The sequence below is a fragment of the Nonomuraea glycinis genome, assembly GCF_014646515.1.
GTDB lineage: Bacteria > Actinomycetota > Actinomycetes > Streptosporangiales > Streptosporangiaceae > Nonomuraea > Nonomuraea glycinis.
On sequence record NZ_BMNK01000003.1, the window covers coordinates 311207 to 330114 of the forward strand.

Genomic DNA, 18908 nt, shown 5'->3' on the forward strand with positions numbered 1-18908 from the left:
ATCTCTCGCTAGGGTTTCGCGGCAGGGGGTCACACGATGAACACGCGTCCTGCTATGCCGCAGAACGACTATTCCGCTCTGGTTCCGCCAGAGCTCGGCGCCTGGTCGCCCACCCTGTCCGTGAGCGTGGTCATCCCCGCGCACGGCGGGCCGCACCTGGATCTGACGCTGGCGGCGCTCGCCGCGCAGACCTACCCCGGCCACCTCATGGAGGTCCTGGTCGTGGACGACGGCAGCGAGCCGCCCATCCGCCTGCCGGAGCTGCGGCCGGACAACATCCGGGTGGTCCGGCCGGAGACCGGCTGGGGCATCTCCAACGCCGTCAACACCGGCGCGAAGGCCGCCGACGGCGAGATCATCCAGCGGCTCGACGCGGACATGGTGGCCTGCCGCGAGCACATCGAGGCGATGGCCCGCTGGCACCACGTGACCGACTACCTGGTCACCATCGGCATGAAGAAGTTCGTCGAGGCGCCGCCGCTCACCCCCGGCGAGGTCCACCGGGCCGGGCACCTGGGCGAGGTGTTCGACCTGGCGCAGGCCGCGAGCAGCTCCACCGAGGCGACGATCGCCAAGACCGACGGGCTACGCAAGAGCCGCAATCCTTACCACGTGTGCACAGGGCCGACCATCGCCCTGCCGAGAGAGATCTTCCACGCCGTCGGCGGCCTTGACCCGGGCGTGACCCGCGGCGGCGACACCGAGTTCGCCTACCGGCTGGCCATGCAGGGCGTGGTGTTCGTTCCGGAACTGGAGGCCCAGGCCGTGCACCTGGGGCTGCCGGCCCAGCACCGGGACCGGGAGCGCGCCGTACGGGCCGTGGAGCCGCACCTCGCGCAGCGCATCCCGCTCCGGCGCGACCTGCGCAAGGACCGGGGCCGCCGCTGGCTGGTCCCGTACGTCGAGATCGTGCTGGACATCGCCGGCACCGCCGAGTCGGTGGTCCGGCAGGCGGTGTCCGCGGCGCTCGACGGCAAGCTGCAGGACGTCGTCGTGACCCTGGTCGCGCCCTGGTCGCGGCTGCGCGACGGGCGGCGCTCGGTGCTGGAGGACCCCAGCTTCGACCTGCGGATGATGCGGGAGATCTACACGCACGACGACCGGATCAGGCTCATCGACGAGGCCGCGCCGACGCCCGCCCCCACGCCGTTCCGCTACCGGGGACCGGTGGACGTGCCGCTGCACCGGGCGACGCTGGAGCGCATGATCGAGACGGTGCAGAAGGACCTGACGGGCGTGCTGATCGTGGACCTGCCCGACGGCCGCACCGCCCGCCTGGAGCGGACCTCCGCACTGGCCCGCGCGCGGTTGCTCGCCGACCCCGGCGACGACCTGGACGACATCATCGACACCACCCATGGTGTACGGCATGTGCCCCCGGACCGCTATTGGCCGAAGCCCGCGCCGCCCCAGGCGCCGGCCGCGACGGCCCCCGCCCCGGAGCCGTTCGCCGTCGCCGCGGACACCGGCGAACGCACCCTGCTCGGCCGCCTCAAGTCCGCCCTACGCCCCAACTGAGCCCCGCCGCGCGCATCCCACGCTCAAGGGCGGTCCGGCCCGACGGATCCCGCCCCTCAAGACGGTCCTGGCCGTCCCGCGCCTCGGGACCGTCCCGGCCCGGCGGAGCCCACGCCTCGGGACCGTCGCGGCCCGGCGGAGCCCACGCCTCGGGGCGGTGTCATCTGCCGGTCCTCCGGCCCAGGGCGCGTCTGACCGTGGCCGTCATGACGGTGCGCAGGCTGTCCTGGGCGCGGTGGGCGGCGGCCAGTTGGCGGCGTAGCTCGGAGACCTCCTTGCGCAGGGCGCCGATGTCGCGCCGGTAGTCGACGGCGTCCTTGCGCCAGGTGCCCGCCTCCTCGCGCCACTTGGCGACCTGGGCCCGCAGCCGCTCGTTCTCCCCGGTCAGCCGTTCGACGTCGGCCTCGGCCTGGACCCTGGCGTTGTAGGCGCCACGGCGGCCCAGCGGCTTGGCCGGCTCGCGGGTGAAGCCGTAGGTCTCGCCGTCGACCCAGGTGACGGAGGAGACGTCGTCGACGACGTCGTCCAGGTCCTCCCGCGGCCCGGCGACGAGGCGGGCGCGGGCGAAGGCGGCCGGGCGCTCCAGGCGGGCGGCCACCACGCCGGCCGACGACTCGTCGAGCAGCACGTTGATCAGGCCGTGCTGCTCGGTGCGCGCCAGATCGAGCAGGCTCGCCAAGGAGTCCTCGCCGGGCGCCCAGCCGGGCGGCAGGCGCAGGACGTACGGGACGGCCAAGCCGACCTCGTCCGTGCCGGCGAACCGTACCCGGCTCTCGTGCTCGAAGTGGCCGTGCACCAGGACCAGGTCGAGGTTGGGGTCCTTGAGCGGGGCGCGGCGGTCCCGCTCCAGGCCGTCCCACGGGCCGACGATGACCACGCGCAGGTCGTGCTGCGTGCCGGCCAGGAGCGCGTCGACGGTGGCGCGCACGCTCTCGTAGCCGGCCGTGCCGTCCACCACGGCCTCGACGTAGGGGATCTTCCACTGGCGGCCGGGGTGGGAGCGCAGCCAGCGGTAGAGCGGGATGCGGTCGCCCACGAACGCGAAGCTGACCCGGTCGATGCGCTCCTTGTGCCGCATCCGCATGGTCGGGCCGAGGTGGTAGGCACGGGCTCGCGGCTCGGGTACGAAGACCGCGCCGGCCTGCCCCAGCCGGTAGCCCATCTCGGTGTCCTGACCGAGGATCAACTCGTCGTCCATGGGGCCCGCGAGCTCGAACAGCCGGGCGTTGACCGAGGTCGCGCCGCCCACGTGCAGGCTGAAGGGGCGCGGGGTGCGCTGGGTGAGCCCGTCGGTGCGCGCCAGCAGGTCGATGATCCAGCGGTGCGGCTCGGCGGGCTCGAAGTAGGACTCCAGGTCGTCCGGCAGCTCGGCGGGCAGCGGGGCCTCGCTGAAGCGCATGAACCCGCCGACGACGAGGTAGGGGGCGGTGTGGTGCCAGCGCATGTGGGCTTCGAGAGCCCCGGGGGTGAGCACCACGTCGGAGTCGAGCCAGTGGATGACGTCGCCGCCGGCCTCGGCCAGCCCGGCGTTGCGGGCGCTGGCCCGGCCGGGCGTCTCGCAGCGGATCAGCCGGGCGCCCGGCGGGCGGGTGGCGGGCAGCCGCAGCGGTGGCGTGCTGCCGTTGTCGACGACGATGACCTCGGTCAGCTCCGCCGGATAGCTCTGCCTGGCGAGCGCGGCCAGCACCAGGTCGAGCTTGTCCTGGCCGCCGAAAGCGGGCACGATCACACTGACGCGCAGCTCCGGGGTGAACCACTCGGGCGGGTCGAGGACGCGATAGTCGTTGCCGCGCACTCTCATGCGGTCTCCAGCAGGGTCGGCTCCATGCGTGACTCCGTCAGCAGGTCGGGCTCCATCAGCAGGCTCGGGCGAAAGCCGTACCACTGGTTGGTGGCGACTTTGAGGAAGTGCGCGAGCGGGAGCTGCCAGGTGTGCTGGTCGCTCAGCCCGCGGCGCAACATGTATCCGAGGCCGTGGGTGCGGTAAATGCGGGCTCCGGCCTCACGTGCGGCCTTGAGGAATTCGCGGTCCACCGCCCGAGGAAGCCCCGGAAATCCTCCAATATCGCGAAATTTCGCCACGGGCACCATGATCGTGCCGCCCGCGATGTGATCGGCCCACACCTCGCTCGGATAGGCCGCCCCGGACGCGAACGTCGTGCGCCTGATCGTGGTACGCAGCGGCTCCAGATAGAAGAACTCCCCCGAGGCGCCCACCACGTCGGCGCCCGAGTGATCGACCGCCATGATCAGGTCGGCCAGGTGGTCGGGGCCGTACCAGTCGTCGTCGTCCCACTTGGCCAGGTAGTCGCCGCCGGCCAGGGCCGCCGCCCGGTTGAGCACCTCGCCGAACGGCGTCTCGGCCCCGGCCTCGATCCAGCGCAGCGGCAGCGGGCACGCCTCGGCGGCCTGCCGGACCTCGTCGTAGGCGACCCCGTGCAGGCCGAGGATCACCTCCACCTCGACCCCGCGCTGCCGCGCCATCTGGGCGAGCGCGCCACCGACGAACCCGGGCCGCTTGGTCGCCATGACCACGCTGACCTTGGCGGTCGCGACCGGCTGAGCGGCCACCCTGCGCAGCCGTACGCTGTGCTCCTCGCGTCGCAGGTCGGCCAGGCAGCGCACGCTGTCGTCCGCGATGTGCTCGAGCCAGCTCCGGTCGGTGAGCAGGGCCGCCAGGTCGACGGGCACCCAGGCCGGCGCATAGGAGGCCGTCAGCGGCACCCCGGCGGCGGCCAGCCGCGCGAGCCCGCCGAGCGCGTCCTCGACCCCCGGCCACTCGGCGTCATGCGCCCCCTCGGCCCCGGACCGCGCGACGTCATGCGCGCCCCCCGATGGACGCCCGCTGTCGGGCACGCCCTCGGCGGTGGGCCAGTCGATGTCGAGGCCGCGCAGGGGGCGCAGCTGGGCGAGGTCGAGCGCCTGACCGTCGACGGCCCAGGCGCCCTGGTGCCAGTGCAGACGCGCCAGCCCCTGCTCCGGCGTGCGCAGGAAACCGGCTGGACTGAAGGTCATGCGTGCTGCTCCTTGACCTGCGGGACTTCGATCGGCGCCCACCCTACGCCGTTTTTACACGCGCGTAGACCCGTGGTTCGCTTCGCCATGACAAAGCGGTGATCATCACCCGCTCGACATTCCCCACGTAGGCATCTCGCCACATATGCCACGTTAGTGGCCGATGTTGTCTGAGGTGCCGCTTATGCCGTGCTTTATGGAAGTCGCTGCACGCGAAAGCCGCCGAGGGCGGACCCCGGTGAGAGCTACTCGTCGCCCTCCACCCGCATGACGCTCGCCACCGCCCGGACCACGTCCAGCTCGCGCAGGCCCTCCATGGTGGCCGTCAGGTCGGCGTCGGTGGCGCGGTGGGTGACGATGACGAGCTGGGCGTCGTCGCCGTGGCCCTCCTGCCGGACCGTCTGGATGGACACGTCGTGCTTGGCGAACAGCTCGGCCACCGTGGCCAGGACGCCGGGCTTGTCGGCCACGTCCAGCGCCACATGGCACCGGGTGACCGTCTCCCCGATCGGGTGCACCTTCAGGGAGGCGTAGGTGGACTCGTCGGGCCCTCGGGTGCCGGCCAGGCGGTTGCGGGCCACGGCCACCAGGTCGCCCAGGACGGCCGAGGCCGTGGGCGCGCCGCCCGCGCCCTTGCCGTAGAACATGAGCTCCCCGGCCGACTCGGCCTCGACGAAGACCGCGTTGTAGGCCTCCCTGACCCCGGCCAGCGGGTGCGTCCTGGGGATCATGGCGGGGTGGACCCGGACGCCGATCGAGCGGCCGTCATCGGAGCGGGCGCAGATGGCCAGCAGCTTGATGACGTAGCCCATCTCCTTGGCGGAGGCGACGTCGGTGGCGGTGATCTCGGTGATGCCCTCCCGGTGCACCTGCTCGGCCGTGACCCGGCTGTGGAAGGCGTGGCCGGCCAGGATGGCCGCCTTGGCCGCCGCGTCAAAGCCCTCGACGTCGGCGGTGGGGTCGGCTTCGGCGTAGCCGAGGGTCTGGGCCTCTTCCAGGGCGTCGGTGAACGACGCGCCGGTGGAGTCCATCTTGTCCAGGATGTAGTTGGTGGTGCCGTTGACGATGCCGAGGACGCGGTTGACGTGGTCACCGACCAGGGACTCGCGCAAGGGGCGCAGCAGCGGGATCGCGCCGGCGACGCTGGCCTCGAAGTAGAGGTCGCCGTGGCCGGTGCGGGCGGCCTCGTGCAGGGTGGCGCCGTCCTCGCCGAGCAGCGCCTTGTTGGCGGTCACGACGGACTTGCCCCGGGACAGGGCGGCGGTGATCAGGGTCCGGGCGGGCTCGATGCCGCCGATGACCTCGATGACGATGTCGATGTCGTCCCGGGTGACCAGCGACTCGGCGTCGGTGGTGAGCAGCGCGGGGTCGACCTCGACGTCACGCTTGCGGCCCAGGCGGCGGACCGCCACCCCGGCCAGCTCCAGCGGGGCGCCGATACGCGCGGCCAGGTCGGCGCCCTGCTCGTGGATGAGCCGGATGACCTGCGAGCCGACGACTCCACAGCCCAGGAGGGCCACCTTCAACGGTTTGCTCACAGTTGCCCTCTCAACAGGTCGTCTTCGGTCTCGCCCCGCACGATCACGCGGGCCTCGCCGTCCGCGACGGCGACCACGGCGGGCCTGGGCAGGTAGTTGTAGTTACTCGCCAGCGACCGGCAGTAGGCGCCGGTCGCGGCGATCGCGATCAGGTCGCCGGGAGCCAGGTCGGCGGGCAGGTAGCAGTCGCGCACCACCATGTCGCCGCTCTCGCAGTGCTTGCCGACGACACGGCTGAGCATGGGCGGGGCGGTGCTCTCGCGGCTGGCCAGCACGGCGGTGTACTCGGCGCCGTAGAGGGCGGTGCGGACGTTGTCGCTCATGCCGCCGTCGATGCTGACGTAGGTGCGCAGCCCTTCGACGTCCTTGACGGTGCCGACCTCGTAGAGGGTGATGCCGCCGGGGCCGACGATGGTGCGGCCGGGCTCGACGGCCAGGCGGGGCACGGGCAGCCCGGCGTCGGTGCAGACCTTGCGCACGATCTCGCGCAGCCCGTCGGCGACGAGCTTGATGTCGGGGGCCTCGTCGTCCTCGACGTAGGCGATGCCGTAGCCGCCGCCGAGGTCGAGCTCGGGGAGCACGACGCCGTGCTCCTCCTTGATCTGCACGAGCAGCGAGGCCAGGCGGCGGGCGGCCACCTCGAACCCGGCGGTGTCGACGATCTGGGAGCCGATGTGCGAGTGCAGGCCGACGAGCTCCAGCGAGGGCAGCGCCAGAATGCGGCGCACGGCCTCGGCGGCGGCGCCGCTGTTGAGCGACAGGCCGAACTTCTGGTCGTCGTGCGCCGTGGCGATGAACTCGTGGGTGTGCGCCTCGACCCCGGTGGTCACCCGGACCATCACCTTGGGCCGCTTGCCGTGCCGCTCGGCGAGGTAGCCCAGCCGGGCGATCTCCTCGTAGGAGTCGACGACGATGTGCCCGACGCCGGCCTCCAGCGCCCTGGTGAGCTCGGCGGCGGACTTGTTGTTGCCGTGCAGGGTGATGCGCTCGGCGGGGAAGCCCACGCTGAGCGCCACGGCCAGCTCGCCGCCGCTGGCGACGTCGACGCCGAGGCCCTCGTCCTGGAGCCAGCGGACGATCTCCTTGCACAGGAACGCCTTGCCGGCGTAGTGCACCTCGGACCCGGCGAAGGCGGTGGCGTAGTCGCGCATGCGGGAGCGTACGTCGTCCTCGTCGAGGACGTAGAGCGGGGTGCCGAACTCGCGGGCCAGCTCGCGGACGTCGAGGCCGCCGACCGTGAGCGCGCCCTCGACCCGGCTCGACGTTCGCGGCCAGATCGCGGGGTTGATCCGGTTGAGGTCGGCGGGCGCCAGCGGGGGGCGCTCGTGGGGCGGCGTCTCAGCGTGACGGTCCCCGGCAGGATGGGCGAATCGACTCACCCGAACGAGGCTATCCGAACCACCGTTCGCCCCGGACACGCTGCCCACGTATCGAGACACGATCACCGTACACGAGCGGATTTTTTACGCTTTTTCGCCGTTTGACCGAATATTTTTTATCTTTCCAAGGCTGACAGAAAGCCCTGACCTTCGGGCCGGGGGGTGAATGCGGTTCCCGTCAGGGGATGGCCCGCTGGTGGGCGGGGGTGGCGAGGAGCGCGTGGCGCGGACCACGAACGGTCAGGTTGATCGGCGCTGTTGGTCGATGTATGCCGCGTCGGTATTCGCCTAGCGCGGCCACGGGAGCAGTCGTTATTATGTTCGAGTTCGCTGAACGTATGCGGCCCATTGCACAGGGTTAGCAGTCGTGTGGTGCAGTCATGGAGGGGGTGGTGTTCGGTGAAGCTGCGCTACAACTACCGGTTGTATCCGGACGCGCCCCAGCAGGGGGCTTTGGCTCGGTTGTTCGGGTGCGTCCGGGCGGTGTGGAACGACGGGCTCGCCCGGCGTAAGGCCGCGTGGAAGAGCGACCGGAAGCGGATCGGCGGCACGGAGCTGCAGAAGCTGTGCATCACCGCCGCCAAGCGGACTCCTGAGCGGGACTGGCTCGGACAGGTGTCGCCGGTGCCGTTGCAGCAGTCGCTACGGGACCTGGACGTGGCCTACACGAACTTCTTCGCCTCGGTGTCGGGCAAGCGCAAAGGCCCGAAGGTGGGCCTGCCGGTGTTCAAGTCCCGCCGTGATCACCGCCAGTCGGCCCGGTTCACCCGCACCGCGTTCAGGCTCCGCACCGGCAGCCCCAGCGGTGGCATGCTGTATCTGGCGAAGATCGGTGAGATCGAGGTGCGGTGGTCGCGCGAGCTCCCCACCGCGCCGTCCAGCGTGACGGTCGTCAAGGACGCGGCGGGCCGTTATTTCGCATCCTTTGTCGTCGACGTGCCGGACGACGGCAAGATCCTTCCTCGCTGTGATGCGGAGACGGGGGTCGATCTCGGCCTGACCCACTACGCGGTCACCTCCAACGGCGAGAAGATCGCCAACCCCAAATGGCTGCGCCGCAGGGAACGCACGCTAAAGAAGCTCCAGCGTGCCCTGGCACGTAAGAAGAAGGGCAGCGCCAACCGCACCAAAGCCCGCATCAAAGTCGCCCGTCAGCACGCGAAGGTCAGCGATGCCCGCCGGGACTTCCTGCACCAGACCAGCACCAAGATCGTCCGCGAGAACCAAGCGGTGGCGGTCGAGGGCCTGGCCGTGCGGGGGCTGGCGCGGGGCAGGCTGGCCAAGAGCGTCAACGACGCCTCCTGGGGCACCTTCCTGCGCCTGCTGGAAGGCAAAGCCGCCCGCTACGGCCGCACCTTCATCACCATCGACCGCTGGTATCCCTCCTCCCAGCTGTGCCCCTGCTGCGGCCACCGGATCGGGAAACCCGGCCTGGACGTCCGCGCCTGGGACTGCCTCTCCTGCGGCGAACACCACGACCGAGACATCGCCGCCGCACTCAACATCCTGGCCGAAGGTATCCGCCTGAACGACTTGAACGATGTGAGGTCGGTGCATGACGTGGCCGCCGGGCTGGCGGACACCCGAAACGACTGTGAAGGGCAGGTAAGACCAGGTAAGGCGATCCCGACCCTGGCCCCGCCCGAAACCTCCACCGCGCACGCGGCGTAGAAGCAGCAGTAAACACCCCGCCGCGAGACGGGAGAACCCCGCCATCCATGGCGGGGAGAAGTCAAAACCGATCCGGCCCCACCAGCACATCCTGTACGGCCTGAGCCAGCCGCACCCTCGCCCCGTGCACCGCGCTGGGCTGCTCGTCCCCGATCGGCGCCGCCGGGGCGTGCTCGTGCGCGTCATGGTAGGCCAGCGCCAGTCGCACCAGGTAAGCCTCCCACCCCGGATCCCGGCTCGCCAGCCGCCCCGGCAGCTCCGCCAGCACCCTCAGCACGGCCCGGTCGTACGGATCGTCGAGCAGTTCGGGCCGGAAACCGCCCATCGGCACCCCGAGCTCCCGGGCCCACCGCCGCGCCGCCACCGCGCGGGCATGCCCGTAGCGCACCACGAAACCGGGGTTGTCCCAGGTCCGGGGGAAGTCCGGCCAGCCGGGATCCGGCAGGCCGAGCGGCTCGACCTCGGCCAGCAGCGCTCCCGGCACCGCCACCACGATCCGCAGGAACCCGTTGGGCCGCACCGCCACCTCCGCGACGCCGGGCAGCGACCGGACCCGCCCGGCCAGCTCGGCGGGCGGGATCCGCCGCCGCAGCGCGGCAGCGGACACGAAGGCGGCCTCGGCTTCCCACGTCCCCTCCGGCACCGCCGGCTCCCCGAGCACCACAGCCAGCCGCCCAGGCGTCACAGGGCCGGACTCGCCGGGAACCCCGGACATCACGGCGTCAGATGAGCGCGTGCGGCTCGGCGGAGCCGTACTCGACCAGGTGGGCGGCGCCGAGCAGCCAGCGGTCCTGCTCGCGGACCCGTACGTAGCCGAACCGGTCGGCGGAGAAGACCTTGATGCCGTCCTGGCGGCACTGGCGCATCATCACCTCGTCCCAGCCGTCGGTCAGGTCGGCGAAGCCCACCTCGCGCAGGGCGTTGCGGCGCGCGAGCAGCGTGGCCCCGGCGATCTCCGGCAGGTAGGCGTACTCGGCGTCCGGCTGCTTGAGCAGCGTGGCCTGCGGCTTGCGCAGGTGGGCGTAGAAGGCGGCCTTGCCGACGATGTCGGCGGTGCTGAAGAGGAAGGCGCGGCGCAGGTCGGCCAGGTAGTGGCCGCCGTAGACGTCGCGGGGGTCCATGACCGCGACCAGGTCGGCCTCGCACAGGTCGAGCCCGTGGCCGAGCATGGCGCCGACCGTCAGGTCGGGGCGCAGGCGGCGGAAGACCACCTCGGCGTCCGGCAGCATGTCGCGGGCGCGCTGCTCGGCCTCGGCGGGGCCGATGACGATGGCCTGCACCACCCCGCTCTGCCGGGCGAGCTGGGCCAGCGCGTGCTCCATGCGGGTGGCGTCGGGGATGACGAGCAGCACCGAGACGTCCAGCGTGGCGCGGGCGCCGGGCAGGCCGACCGCCTCCAGCATGGCGTCGATCCGGTCGCTCATCGTGCCGCCGCTGTAGGCCCGGCGCAGGGCCACGTGCGCCCGGCGGGTGTCGGGGTCGTCGCCGATCGGGGTGCCGCAGGCGGCGAGCTCGGTCAGCCGCCACTGCGGGGTGCCGGGCGGGCAGTCGACCGCGGCGGGCCAGCGGTAGGAGGTGAGCACGTCGGGGTAACTCAGGTGGCCGGGCAGCAGCTGGTCGAGGGTGAGCACCCGGTCGATGCGGCCGCCCGCCAGCGGCAGCGGGTTGTGCACCCGTGGCTGGACGCCGAACTGCAGGCGTGGCCAGCCGACCGTCAGATCGGTGGTGAAGCGGTGCTCGAACAGCTCGGCCGCGGCGGCGTAGGTGGCGACGTCGCCCTGCGTGTGCCAGAACACGGTGCGGATGCCCCGCTCGGCGCACCAGGCCAGCAGTGCCTTGAGCCCCTCCCCGGGCTCGCCCCGCAGCTCCTCGGCCCAGGGCCCCTGGCTCACGGACTCCACCATGAGCAGGTGGGGCACCTCCTGGGGCAGCACCCTGGCGAAGTCGCGCGGGGTGAAGCCGGTGCTCTGCCGCCACTCGTAGCGCAGCAGCGCCTCGACGTGCGGCTCGGCGATCACCGCCGCCGTGATGTGCGGCCGGGTGTTGGGGCCCGTCGGGACGCGGAACGGCTTGAGCTTGAACGAGGCGCCGCCGAGCGTCCTGGTCGAGGTGGTGGCCTGGAAGGCGGCGCCGGGGCGCTCCTCCTTGGCCTGACCGCCGGCGACCGGCTTGCGCTTGGGGGCGACGGGGCGTTTGACCGGCCTGGTGGCGCCCTTGAGCCCCTTGGCCAGGCGCATCGGGTTGCTCTTGCCGCTCTTGATGGCGTCACCGAGGCGGTTCCAGCGGGCCACCTTGATCGAGGAGAGCTTCCAGTTGGCCACCTCCGCCTGGTAGCGCTGCTCGGCGAGCTCCTTGCGGAGTTTGTCCACCGCGGCGCGTTCGTCCTCCAGCCGTTCCTCGGCCTCACTCAGCTTCTCGGACAGCTCCTTGGCCTCTGTGGCCCGGCTCTCCGCCTCGGCCAGCCTGCTCTGGGCGGCGGCCAGCAGCCTGGCCAGCTCCGCGGCGTGCTCTGCCTCCGCGACAGCATCTCGCAACGCCCTGCGCGTGCTTTCCAGCTCGATGGACACGTGGACCTCCGTCTCTCAGCCCGGCAAAGGATACTCTTTTGCCGGAAGCGGCTCGAAGGGATGAGATCCGGTGCAGTTCAACGTGCGGCCCTACATCTGTGGCGCTCTGGGCCGGGTCGACGAGGCCCTGCTCGGCAAACTGTCCGCCGCCGGGCCCCGGGTCAGGCCCGCCCTCCAGACGGCCGAGGCGGCGCTCTACAGCTCCACGCCGCTGCCGCCCTATCAGCGGGCCGGTGCGGCCTTCGCGTTCTCCTGGGGCGAGCGCAGGCCCGCTCTGGAGCGCGGCCAGCGCGTCGAGGACTGGATGTCGGTCGCGGAGACGTACGAGACTCCCGGTCTGATCGGCGACGGCTCCCGGATCACGCTGCACGCGGGCGCGCTGGGGCTGGTCGACGTCTATTACGTACGGGTCGGCGAGGCGGTCTACTTCTCCTCCCTGATCCAGCCGCTGATCTCGCTGGTCCCGATCGCGATCGACTGGTCGGCCTGGGCCTCGATCCTCCAGGTGACCTTCCCGCTGGGCGAGGCCACCCCCTACGCGGGCATCAGCCGGCTGCCGGGCTCCGGGGCGCTGGTGTGGGACCAGGGCAGGCTGGCCACCGAGCGCAGGCTGCCGCGCTGGCTGCGGCGCGAGCCCTACGAGGCGTGGACCAGCGCCGGCGAGATCGTCGAGCTGCTGCACGAGGTCTACAAGGACTACGACGGGCGCAAGCTGCTGGTGCCGATCAGCGGCGGCTACGACTCGCGGCTGCTGGGCAGCGTGGCCATGGCGCGCGGGTTCGACGTGGAGTCGTGGACGACGAGCCCCGACGACGGCAACGACACCGACATCGCCTTCGCCCGCGCCATCACCCGCGAGCTGGGCATCCCGCACCGGGTGATCATGCAGGACGCGGCGGACTACCCGCAGGACGCGCGGGAGGTGGCCCGCAGGCTCGAATACCTGACGCCGCACCACGCCTGGTACGCGCCGTTCGCCCAGCAGGTGCACCAGGCCGGCCGGGTGCTGGTCGACGGCCTGGCGGGCGGCCCGCTGCTGAAGAACTTCATGGTCAGCGGGGCCGCGCTGGAGGCGACCACACAGGCCGAGCGGTCGGCCGCGGTGCTGGGCTCGCTGAGTCTCGGGGCGCCGTCGCAGCCGATGCTGTCCAAGGCCGCCGCGCAGTGGATGGCGGAGACGGTGCAGGAGCAGTTCGCCGCCGCCACCTCGATGCTGCACGGGCACCGGGCGGAGCTGCCGCTGTCGGTGCTGCACACGCGGACCGTGCGGGGCATCGCGCGCTCGGCGGTCAACCTGGTGGGGCCGGAGTCGTCGTTCGCCGCGCCGTTCATCCATCCGGACTTCTTCGACGCGGCGCTCTCGGTGGGCGTGGCCCGCAAGGACAAGGGCCGCTTCTACCGCGAGGTGCTGCACGCGGCCAACCCCCGGGTGGCGGCGCTGCCGTCGACGAACGTGATCAAGCAGCCGCTCCGGCGCGTCCCGCTGCGCTCCACGGCCGCTCCCGCGCGCGCCTACTCGCACGAGATGCTGAGCGTGGTCGCCACGCGGGTGCCCGGCCTGCTGTCGGACGAGCTGCACGAGGTGATCGCGGGCGGGCCCGACGCGCTGACCCGGTTCAGCGGCTGGAACGACCGGTTCTGGGTGCGGGGGCTGGTCCTTTTCGGCCTTTGGCTCAATGACCACGAATCCGACCTGGACGACCTGTCTGCCCCCTTCTAGTTACAGGGAGAAGAACGGTCGGTAACATCACGATTACGCAGAGATCTCTTGGGTATTACAGCTCGCACAGCACAAGCGGGTTCCGGAAAGCCAACGGGCTGGTAGTGTTCGGCCCGTAAGCGCCGCACAAGCGGGCACCGGGTCACAAATCCGGTCCTGTCAAGGGCATGGGTTCGCAGGGATGACGACCCCAAGCGGCGCGGTCACCAGATAACAACGCCGGGGAAACCGGTGACTTCGTCCTGCCCACATCTCCTTCTGTGAGCGACATTATGATCAACGCATCCCCATCGCCGGATCCGGTCGCCGAGACCTTCGTCTCGGAGGACCCCTCCTGGTACAAGCGGGCGGTGTTCTACGAGGTTCTCGTCCGGGGGTTCAAGGACTCCAACGGAGACGGCACCGGAGACCTGCGCGGTCTCATCGACCAGCTCGGCTATCTCGAGTGGCTGGGAGTCGACTGCCTGTGGCTCCTGCCGCTCTATGAGTCGCCGCTGCGCGATGGCGGCTACGACATTTCCGACTACATGAAGATCCTCCCGGACTTCGGAGACTTGGGGGACTTTGTCCAGTTGATCGAGGCCGCGCACGAGCGCGGCCTGCGCATCATCACCGACCTGGTGATGAACCACACCAGCGACCGTCATCCCTGGTTCCAGGCATCCCGGCACGACCCCGAGGGGCCGTACGGCGACTTCTACGTCTGGGCGGACGAACCGACCGCCTACGGCGACGCACCGATCATCTTCATCGGCGCCGAGGAGTCCAACTGGACCTACGACCCGGTCCGCAAGCAGTACTACTGGCACCGTTTCTTCCACCACCAGCCGGACCTCAACTACGACAACCCGGCCGTGCAGGAGGCCATGCTGGAGGTCCTGCGCTTCTGGCTCGACCTCGGCATCGACGGTTTCCGCCTGGACGCCGTCCCCTACCTGTTCGAGCGGGAGGGCACCGCGTGCTCCGGCCTGCCGGAGACGCACGCGTACCTGAAGAAGGTGCGCGCCGAGGTGGACCGTCTCTACCCCGACCGGGTGCTGCTGGCCGAGGCCAACGGCTGGCCGGAGGACGTCGTCGAATACTTCGGCGATCCGACCGTCGGCGGCGACGAGTGCCACATGGCCTTCCACTTCCCGCTGATGCCGCGCATCTACATGGCGGTCAAGAAGGAGACGCGCGAACCGATCTCCGAGATCATGTCGCGCACTCCGAAGCTGCCCGACAGCGCCCAGTGGGGCATCTTCCTGCGCAACCACGACGAGCTCACGCTCGAGACGGTGACGGAGGAAGAGCGCGACTACATGCACAACGAGTACGCCAAGGACCCGCGCATGCGGGCCTACCTCGGCATCCGCCGCCGGCTGGCGCCGCTGCTGGACAACGACAGGGACCGCATCGAGCTGTTCACGGCCCTGTTGCTGAGCCTGCCGGGCTCGCCGGTCATGTACTACGGCGACGAGATCGGCATGGGCGACAACATCTGGCTGGAGGACCGGGACTCGGTGCGCACGCCGATGCAGTGGAGCCCGGACCGCAACGCCGGCTTCTCCACCGCCGACCCGGGGCGCCTCTACCTGCCCGCCGTGATGGATCCGATCTACGGCTTCCAGGCGGTCAACGTGGAGTCGCAGCAGCGCAATGAGGGCTCACTGCTCCATTTCACCCGCAGGATGCTGCAGATCCGCCGCAACCACCCGGTCTTCGGCGTCGGGGCCTACACCGAGATGTGGTCCTCCAACCCGAGCGTGCTCACCTACGTCCGCGAGGACGGCGACGACGTGATGCTCTGCGTCAACAACCTGTCGAAGTTCCCCCAGCCGGTGGAGCTCGATCTGCGCAGGTTCGAGGGCATGACGCCGATCGAGGCACGCGGCGGGGTGCACTTCCCCGAGGTAGGGCCGCGGCCCTACCTGCTCACGCTGCCGGGCCACGGCTTCTACTGGTTCGCGCTCAAGCGTGAGGGCGGCGTCAACGTGCCGTAACCGGCACCTGGGCACGGGCCGCGCGACGGGCCGGGATGAGCGCCACGGCGAGGGCCGTGCCCACGGCGACCAGCACGGCGATCGACAGGGACAGACCAGAGGGTGGGCGGCCGATTCCGGCCCCCACCCCACTGGTGTGTCCCTGCAGGTCGATCAGCCAGGTCACCACCGACGCGCCGGCCGCCGCCCCTACGGCGACGCCCAGCACCACCAGCAGGCCGGTGCCGGTCACCAACGTGGCCATGACCTGCCGCGGCGTCAGCCCCATCGCCTTGAGCACGGCCAGGTCGAAGGCGTGGTCGCGGAGCCCGAGCGCACTGGCGGTGAGCAGGTTGGCCAGCCCGATCAGGGCGAGCACCGCGATCAGCGCCACGATGAGCACCCGGATGATGGCCAGCCGGTCGGCCGGGTTGACCACCGCCTGCACGTCCAGCCCTTCGCTCGACTGGGCGAGCAGCCTGGCCGCCACCTCTCCCCGGTCCGCGCCGGGCTTCAGCGCCAGCGCGTAGAACTCGGGCGGCACGGAGTCCTTCGGCGCCAGGCTGTCCAGCCCCACCGACAGCACCTCGCCGTCCAGGTCCGGCTCGATGGCCCGGCCCACGATCCGTACGATCAGCGGCGAACCGCCCACGGTGAGCCGTACCCGGTCGCCGATCCGCACACCGAGCAGGTCGAGCAGCCCCTGACCGGCGACCGCCTCCCCCGGCTCGCCGTACATCCGGCCTTCGACCACCGGGAAGGGGTACGGGTCCGCCGAGCCGCCGATGGCCCGCACCCGCACCGAGCGGCCTTCACCGGCGGCCAGGGCGTTCACGTCGGCGGCCGGATAGACGGCCCGCACATCCTTGTCGGCCTTGACCAGCTGTTCGGCCGCGGCCGATTCGAGCTTGCCCGGTCCGACGTGCAGGGCGGCGTGCTGGCCCACCTGGTCGGGGTGGTTCGCGAAGTTGTCCAGCGTGGCCCACACGCCCAGCCCGATGGTAATCATCATCATCGGCACGGCGAGCCCGAACGCGGTCAGGAACGCGGGCACCCGTCTGGTGAAGGCGTCCCGGCTGCCCAGGACGAGCGCGGGCGGCAGGCGTACCAGCAGAGCGAGCTTGGCCAGGCGGGACAGGTGGCCGCGCAGGGGTTGCGCGGGGGCGGCCGGGATCGGCGGGGTGCGACCGCCGCGCCAGGCGGGCAGCCCGACGGCGGCGAGCACCACCAGCGCGGTGCCCGCGACGATGGACAGGACCGGCATCGGCGCGACGGAGGTCGCGCCGAGCAGCGCCACCGCGAAGCCCCAGCCGGCCAGCGTGCCGAGCGCGAGGCCGAGCAGGCCGAGCGCGCCGTGCTCGACCACGAGCAAGAGGGCCACCTGCGCGGCGGTGAAGCCCATGGACTTGAGCGTGGCCAGGTCGCGGAGCTGGCCGAGCACCCGGCCGCCGGCCGCGTTGGCCAGCGCGAGCGCGGCGGCCACCAGCCCGACCACGCCGAACAGCGCCAGCAGCGTGCCGAGCAGCCGGTTGTCCAGCTCCATCGCGGCCCGGACCTCACGCCAGGTGTAGAGGCGCTGGACCTGGTCGTCCAGCGTGACGACGACCCGCTGGGAGACCACCTGGGCGGCCTCGGCGTCGGCCAGCCGCAGCCCGGTCACCCATTCGCTGCGGCCCAGCATCGGCTCGATCCGGTCGAGCGTCTGGGGCAGCACCCAGGCCAGGCCGGGCGCCCACGCCGGGTAGAAGCCCTGCTCGGCGGAGTCGGCGATGCCGCGTACGTAGAGCGGGTGGCGTTCGCCGCTGAGGGCGATGATGGCGAGCGGCTCGCCGATCCGCAGGCGCAGCGCGCGGGCGAAGGAGCGCTCCACCACCACGCCGTCGGCCTGCGCGGGGTCCAGCCAGCTGCCCTCGGCCACCACCGGGTGCGCCACCTGAGGGGGTGTGGCGGGCATCGCGCGCAGCGCCGCGGGCTGCTTCTTGCCGTCCCGCACGACCGTGACGGGCGCCGACCGGTAGGGGCCGGCCATCTGGGTGACCCCGTCGAGGCTCCGGGTGCCCGCCACCTGGGCGGAGTTGTCCTTGGTGTAGAACCAGACGTGCGCGCCGTCGGTCTGGGCGAACAGGCTGCGCCATGGGTTCGTGCCGTCTTCGAGCAGGGTGACGGCGGTGATCAGGGCGGCCACGATGCCGGCCACGGCGAGCACGGTCAGCGTCGCCTGGCCCCTTCTGGCTCGCAGGTCGGCCCGGATCCAGCGGCCGCCCGCGCGTGCTGTGCTCATCGGAGGTCGATCACCGCGCCGGCCGTCCCGGTGCGCCGGCGGGCGATCCGGCCGTCGTCCACGATCTCTCCGTCCAGCAGGCAGATCACCCGGTCCGCCAGGCCGGCCACCCGGGCGTCGTGGGTGACCATGATGATCGTCTGGCCGTCCTTGTGCACCTTGCTGAGCAGGCGGAGCACGTCGCGGGTGTTGCGGCTGTCGAGGTTGCCCGTGGGCTCGTCGGCCAGCAGCACGCTCGGCTCGTTGGCCAGCGCCCTGGCCAGGGCGACCCGCTGCTGCTCGCCGCCCGAGAGCTGGGCGGGCGAGGCGTCCGCGCGGTCGGTGAGGTTGAGCGCGCCGAGCAGGTGCTCCCTGCGCTCGCGGGCGACCCGGGGCGAGGCCCCGCCCAGCAGTGCGGGCAGCTCGACGTTGTCGGTCACGGTCATGTTGGCGACCAAGTTGAAGAATTGGAAGACGAACCCGATCTTCTTCCGGCGTAAGAGCGCCCACGCGCTCTCGGAGAGGGTGTCGGCGCGCTTGCCGTCGACCCAGATCTCGCCGCTGGTGCGCGCGTCCAGCCCGCCGAGCATGTGCACGAGCGTGGACTTGCCGGACCCTGACGGGCCCATCACGGCGATGAACTCCCCCGGCTCCACCACCAGGTCCACCCCTCGTACGGCGTGCACGGGGACCGCGCCGCCGGAGTAGACCTTGACGAGATTGACCGTCTTCAGCACGGCATGGGTCATGCCAGGTCCTCCTGACACCGTTCGAGCCACTCGAGATCGGCTTGCAGGTGCAGCATGGCACCTTCGATCAGCAGTGTCGCCACCCGATCGTCCGGCTCGGTCTCGTCGAGCAGGGCGTTGAGGTCGCCCATGAGCGACAGGTAGTGGCGGCGCTGGCGGTTGATCAGCGCCATCCGGTCCGCGATGCCGGTGAGCGGGGCCAGGACCAGCTTCATGAAGAACTCGTCGCGGACCCGCGGACCCTCCGTAGGCTCATCCACCCATAGAGTGAGCACGTCGCGGCCTTTGGCGGTGAGGTAATAGACCTTCTTGTTGGGCCGGTTGGACTGCTCGACGTCCACGGCCCTGATGAGGCCGTCCTTCTCGAGCCGGCCCAGCGTCACATAGATCTGCCCGATGTTGGGCGATGGATAGGCGCTGCCGAAGGTCTGCTCGAGCGCCTGTTTGAGCTCATAGCCGTGGGCAGGCTCCTTCGCCAGAAGCGCAAGCAGGTGAAGCCGCACACCTCACCTCCCCGTGTGTTACGGATG

The 18908-nt window shown here is 71.2% G+C and carries 13 protein-coding genes; 4 read left to right on the forward strand and 9 right to left on the reverse strand.

The features are described 5' to 3' along the window. Positions 1-36: 36 nt before the first annotated feature. A complete protein-coding gene (locus IEY87_RS11025; RefSeq protein ID WP_189138458.1) occupies positions 37-1518 on the forward strand; it encodes a glycosyltransferase family 2 protein in 1482 nt (493 codons plus the stop codon). Between the two features lie 160 nt (positions 1519-1678). Here IEY87_RS11025 and IEY87_RS11030 read toward each other — a convergent pair whose 3' ends face one another. The 4 genes from IEY87_RS11030 to lysA all read right to left on the reverse strand — a co-directional run bounded on the left by IEY87_RS11030 (position 1679) and on the right by lysA (position 7450). Beyond that, positions 1679-3319 (reverse strand): glycosyltransferase family 2 protein, encoded by a 1641-nt coding sequence (locus IEY87_RS11030; RefSeq protein ID WP_189138459.1) that lies wholly within the window; start codon positions 3317-3319, stop codon positions 1679-1681. Further along, positions 3316-4533 (reverse strand): glycosyltransferase family 2 protein, encoded by a 1218-nt coding sequence (locus tag IEY87_RS11035; RefSeq protein ID WP_189138460.1) that lies wholly within the window; start codon positions 4531-4533, stop codon positions 3316-3318. The genes IEY87_RS11030 and IEY87_RS11035 overlap by 4 nt, the downstream gene beginning before the upstream one ends. A gap of 245 nt (positions 4534-4778) precedes the next feature. Further along, positions 4779-6053 carry a homoserine dehydrogenase gene (locus tag IEY87_RS11040; RefSeq protein WP_189138902.1) on the reverse strand — a complete coding sequence of 425 codons (1275 nt, stop codon included), beginning with the start codon at positions 6051-6053 and terminating at the stop codon, positions 4779-4781. Between the two features lie 14 nt (positions 6054-6067). After that, positions 6068-7450, reverse strand: coding sequence for a diaminopimelate decarboxylase (lysA, locus tag IEY87_RS11045; RefSeq protein ID WP_189138461.1), 1383 nt, complete (start codon positions 7448-7450; stop codon positions 6068-6070). Between the two features lie 399 nt (positions 7451-7849). On the opposite strand from lysA, the gene IEY87_RS11050 reads away from it, so the two are divergent. Next, positions 7850-9121, forward strand: a complete 1272-nt coding sequence (locus IEY87_RS11050; RefSeq protein WP_189138462.1) for an RNA-guided endonuclease InsQ/TnpB family protein — start codon at positions 7850-7852, stop codon at positions 9119-9121. A 61-nt stretch (positions 9122-9182) separates the two neighbouring features. On the opposite strand, the gene IEY87_RS11055 is transcribed toward IEY87_RS11050, so the two are convergent. Together IEY87_RS11055 and IEY87_RS11060 are read right to left on the reverse strand one after the other, a co-directional pair. Continuing rightward, positions 9183-9836 (reverse strand): anticodon-binding protein, encoded by a 654-nt coding sequence (locus IEY87_RS11055; RefSeq protein WP_225276992.1) that lies wholly within the window; start codon positions 9834-9836, stop codon positions 9183-9185. A gap of 7 nt (positions 9837-9843) precedes the next feature. Then, positions 9844-11688 carry a hypothetical protein gene (locus IEY87_RS11060; protein WP_225276927.1) on the reverse strand — a complete coding sequence of 615 codons (1845 nt, stop codon included), beginning with the start codon at positions 11686-11688 and terminating at the stop codon, positions 9844-9846. A 70-nt stretch (positions 11689-11758) separates the two neighbouring features. On the opposite strand from IEY87_RS11060, the gene IEY87_RS11065 reads away from it, so the two are divergent. Together IEY87_RS11065 and treS are read left to right on the forward strand one after the other, a co-directional pair. Then, the gene (locus tag IEY87_RS11065; protein ID WP_189138463.1) at positions 11759-13408 is read left to right on the forward strand and encodes an asparagine synthetase B family protein; all 1650 of its coding nucleotides are present in this window, start codon (positions 11759-11761) and stop codon (positions 13406-13408) included. Positions 13409-13680: 272 nt separating this feature from the next. After that, positions 13681-15390, forward strand: coding sequence for a maltose alpha-D-glucosyltransferase (gene treS / locus IEY87_RS11070; RefSeq protein ID WP_189138464.1), 1710 nt, complete (start codon positions 13681-13683; stop codon positions 15388-15390). On the opposite strand, the gene IEY87_RS11075 is transcribed toward treS, so the two are convergent. From IEY87_RS11075 to IEY87_RS11085, 3 genes are read right to left on the reverse strand one after another with little or no spacing between them, the layout of a single operon-like run. Then, entirely contained in the window at positions 15377-17650 is a 2274-nt protein-coding gene (locus tag IEY87_RS11075; RefSeq protein WP_189138465.1) for an FtsX-like permease family protein, read from the reverse strand. The two genes, treS and IEY87_RS11075, sit on opposite strands and share 14 nt — an antisense overlap. Further along, the gene (locus tag IEY87_RS11080; protein WP_189138466.1) at positions 17647-18378 is read right to left on the reverse strand and encodes an ABC transporter ATP-binding protein; all 732 of its coding nucleotides are present in this window, start codon (positions 18376-18378) and stop codon (positions 17647-17649) included. The genes IEY87_RS11075 and IEY87_RS11080 overlap by 4 nt, the downstream gene beginning before the upstream one ends. Then, the gene (locus IEY87_RS11085) at positions 18375-18881 is read right to left on the reverse strand and encodes a PadR family transcriptional regulator (RefSeq protein ID WP_189138467.1); all 507 of its coding nucleotides are present in this window, start codon (positions 18879-18881) and stop codon (positions 18375-18377) included. The genes IEY87_RS11080 and IEY87_RS11085 overlap by 4 nt, the downstream gene beginning before the upstream one ends. Between the last annotated feature and the right edge of the window lie 27 nt (positions 18882-18908).

What these genes read in the sequence shown, in the direction of transcription:
- IEY87_RS11025 (WP_189138458.1), top strand. Translation starts at nt 37, where the DNA reads ATGAACACGCGTCCTGCTATGCCGCAGAACGACTATTCCGCTCTGGTT.
- IEY87_RS11080 (WP_189138466.1), bottom strand. Translation starts at nt 18,378, where the DNA reads ATGACCCATGCCGTGCTGAAGACGGTCAATCTCGTCAAGGTCTACTCC.
- IEY87_RS11035 (WP_189138460.1), bottom strand. Translation starts at nt 4,533, where the DNA reads ATGACCTTCAGTCCAGCCGGTTTCCTGCGCACGCCGGAGCAGGGGCTG.
- IEY87_RS11055 (WP_225276992.1), bottom strand. Translation starts at nt 9,836, where the DNA reads ATGTCCGGGGTTCCCGGCGAGTCCGGCCCTGTGACGCCTGGGCGGCTG.
- IEY87_RS11030 (WP_189138459.1), bottom strand. Translation starts at nt 3,319, where the DNA reads ATGAGAGTGCGCGGCAACGACTATCGCGTCCTCGACCCGCCCGAGTGG.
- treS (WP_189138464.1), top strand. Translation starts at nt 13,681, where the DNA reads ATGATCAACGCATCCCCATCGCCGGATCCGGTCGCCGAGACCTTCGTC.
- IEY87_RS11075 (WP_189138465.1), bottom strand. Translation starts at nt 17,650, where the DNA reads ATGAGCACAGCACGCGCGGGCGGCCGCTGGATCCGGGCCGACCTGCGA.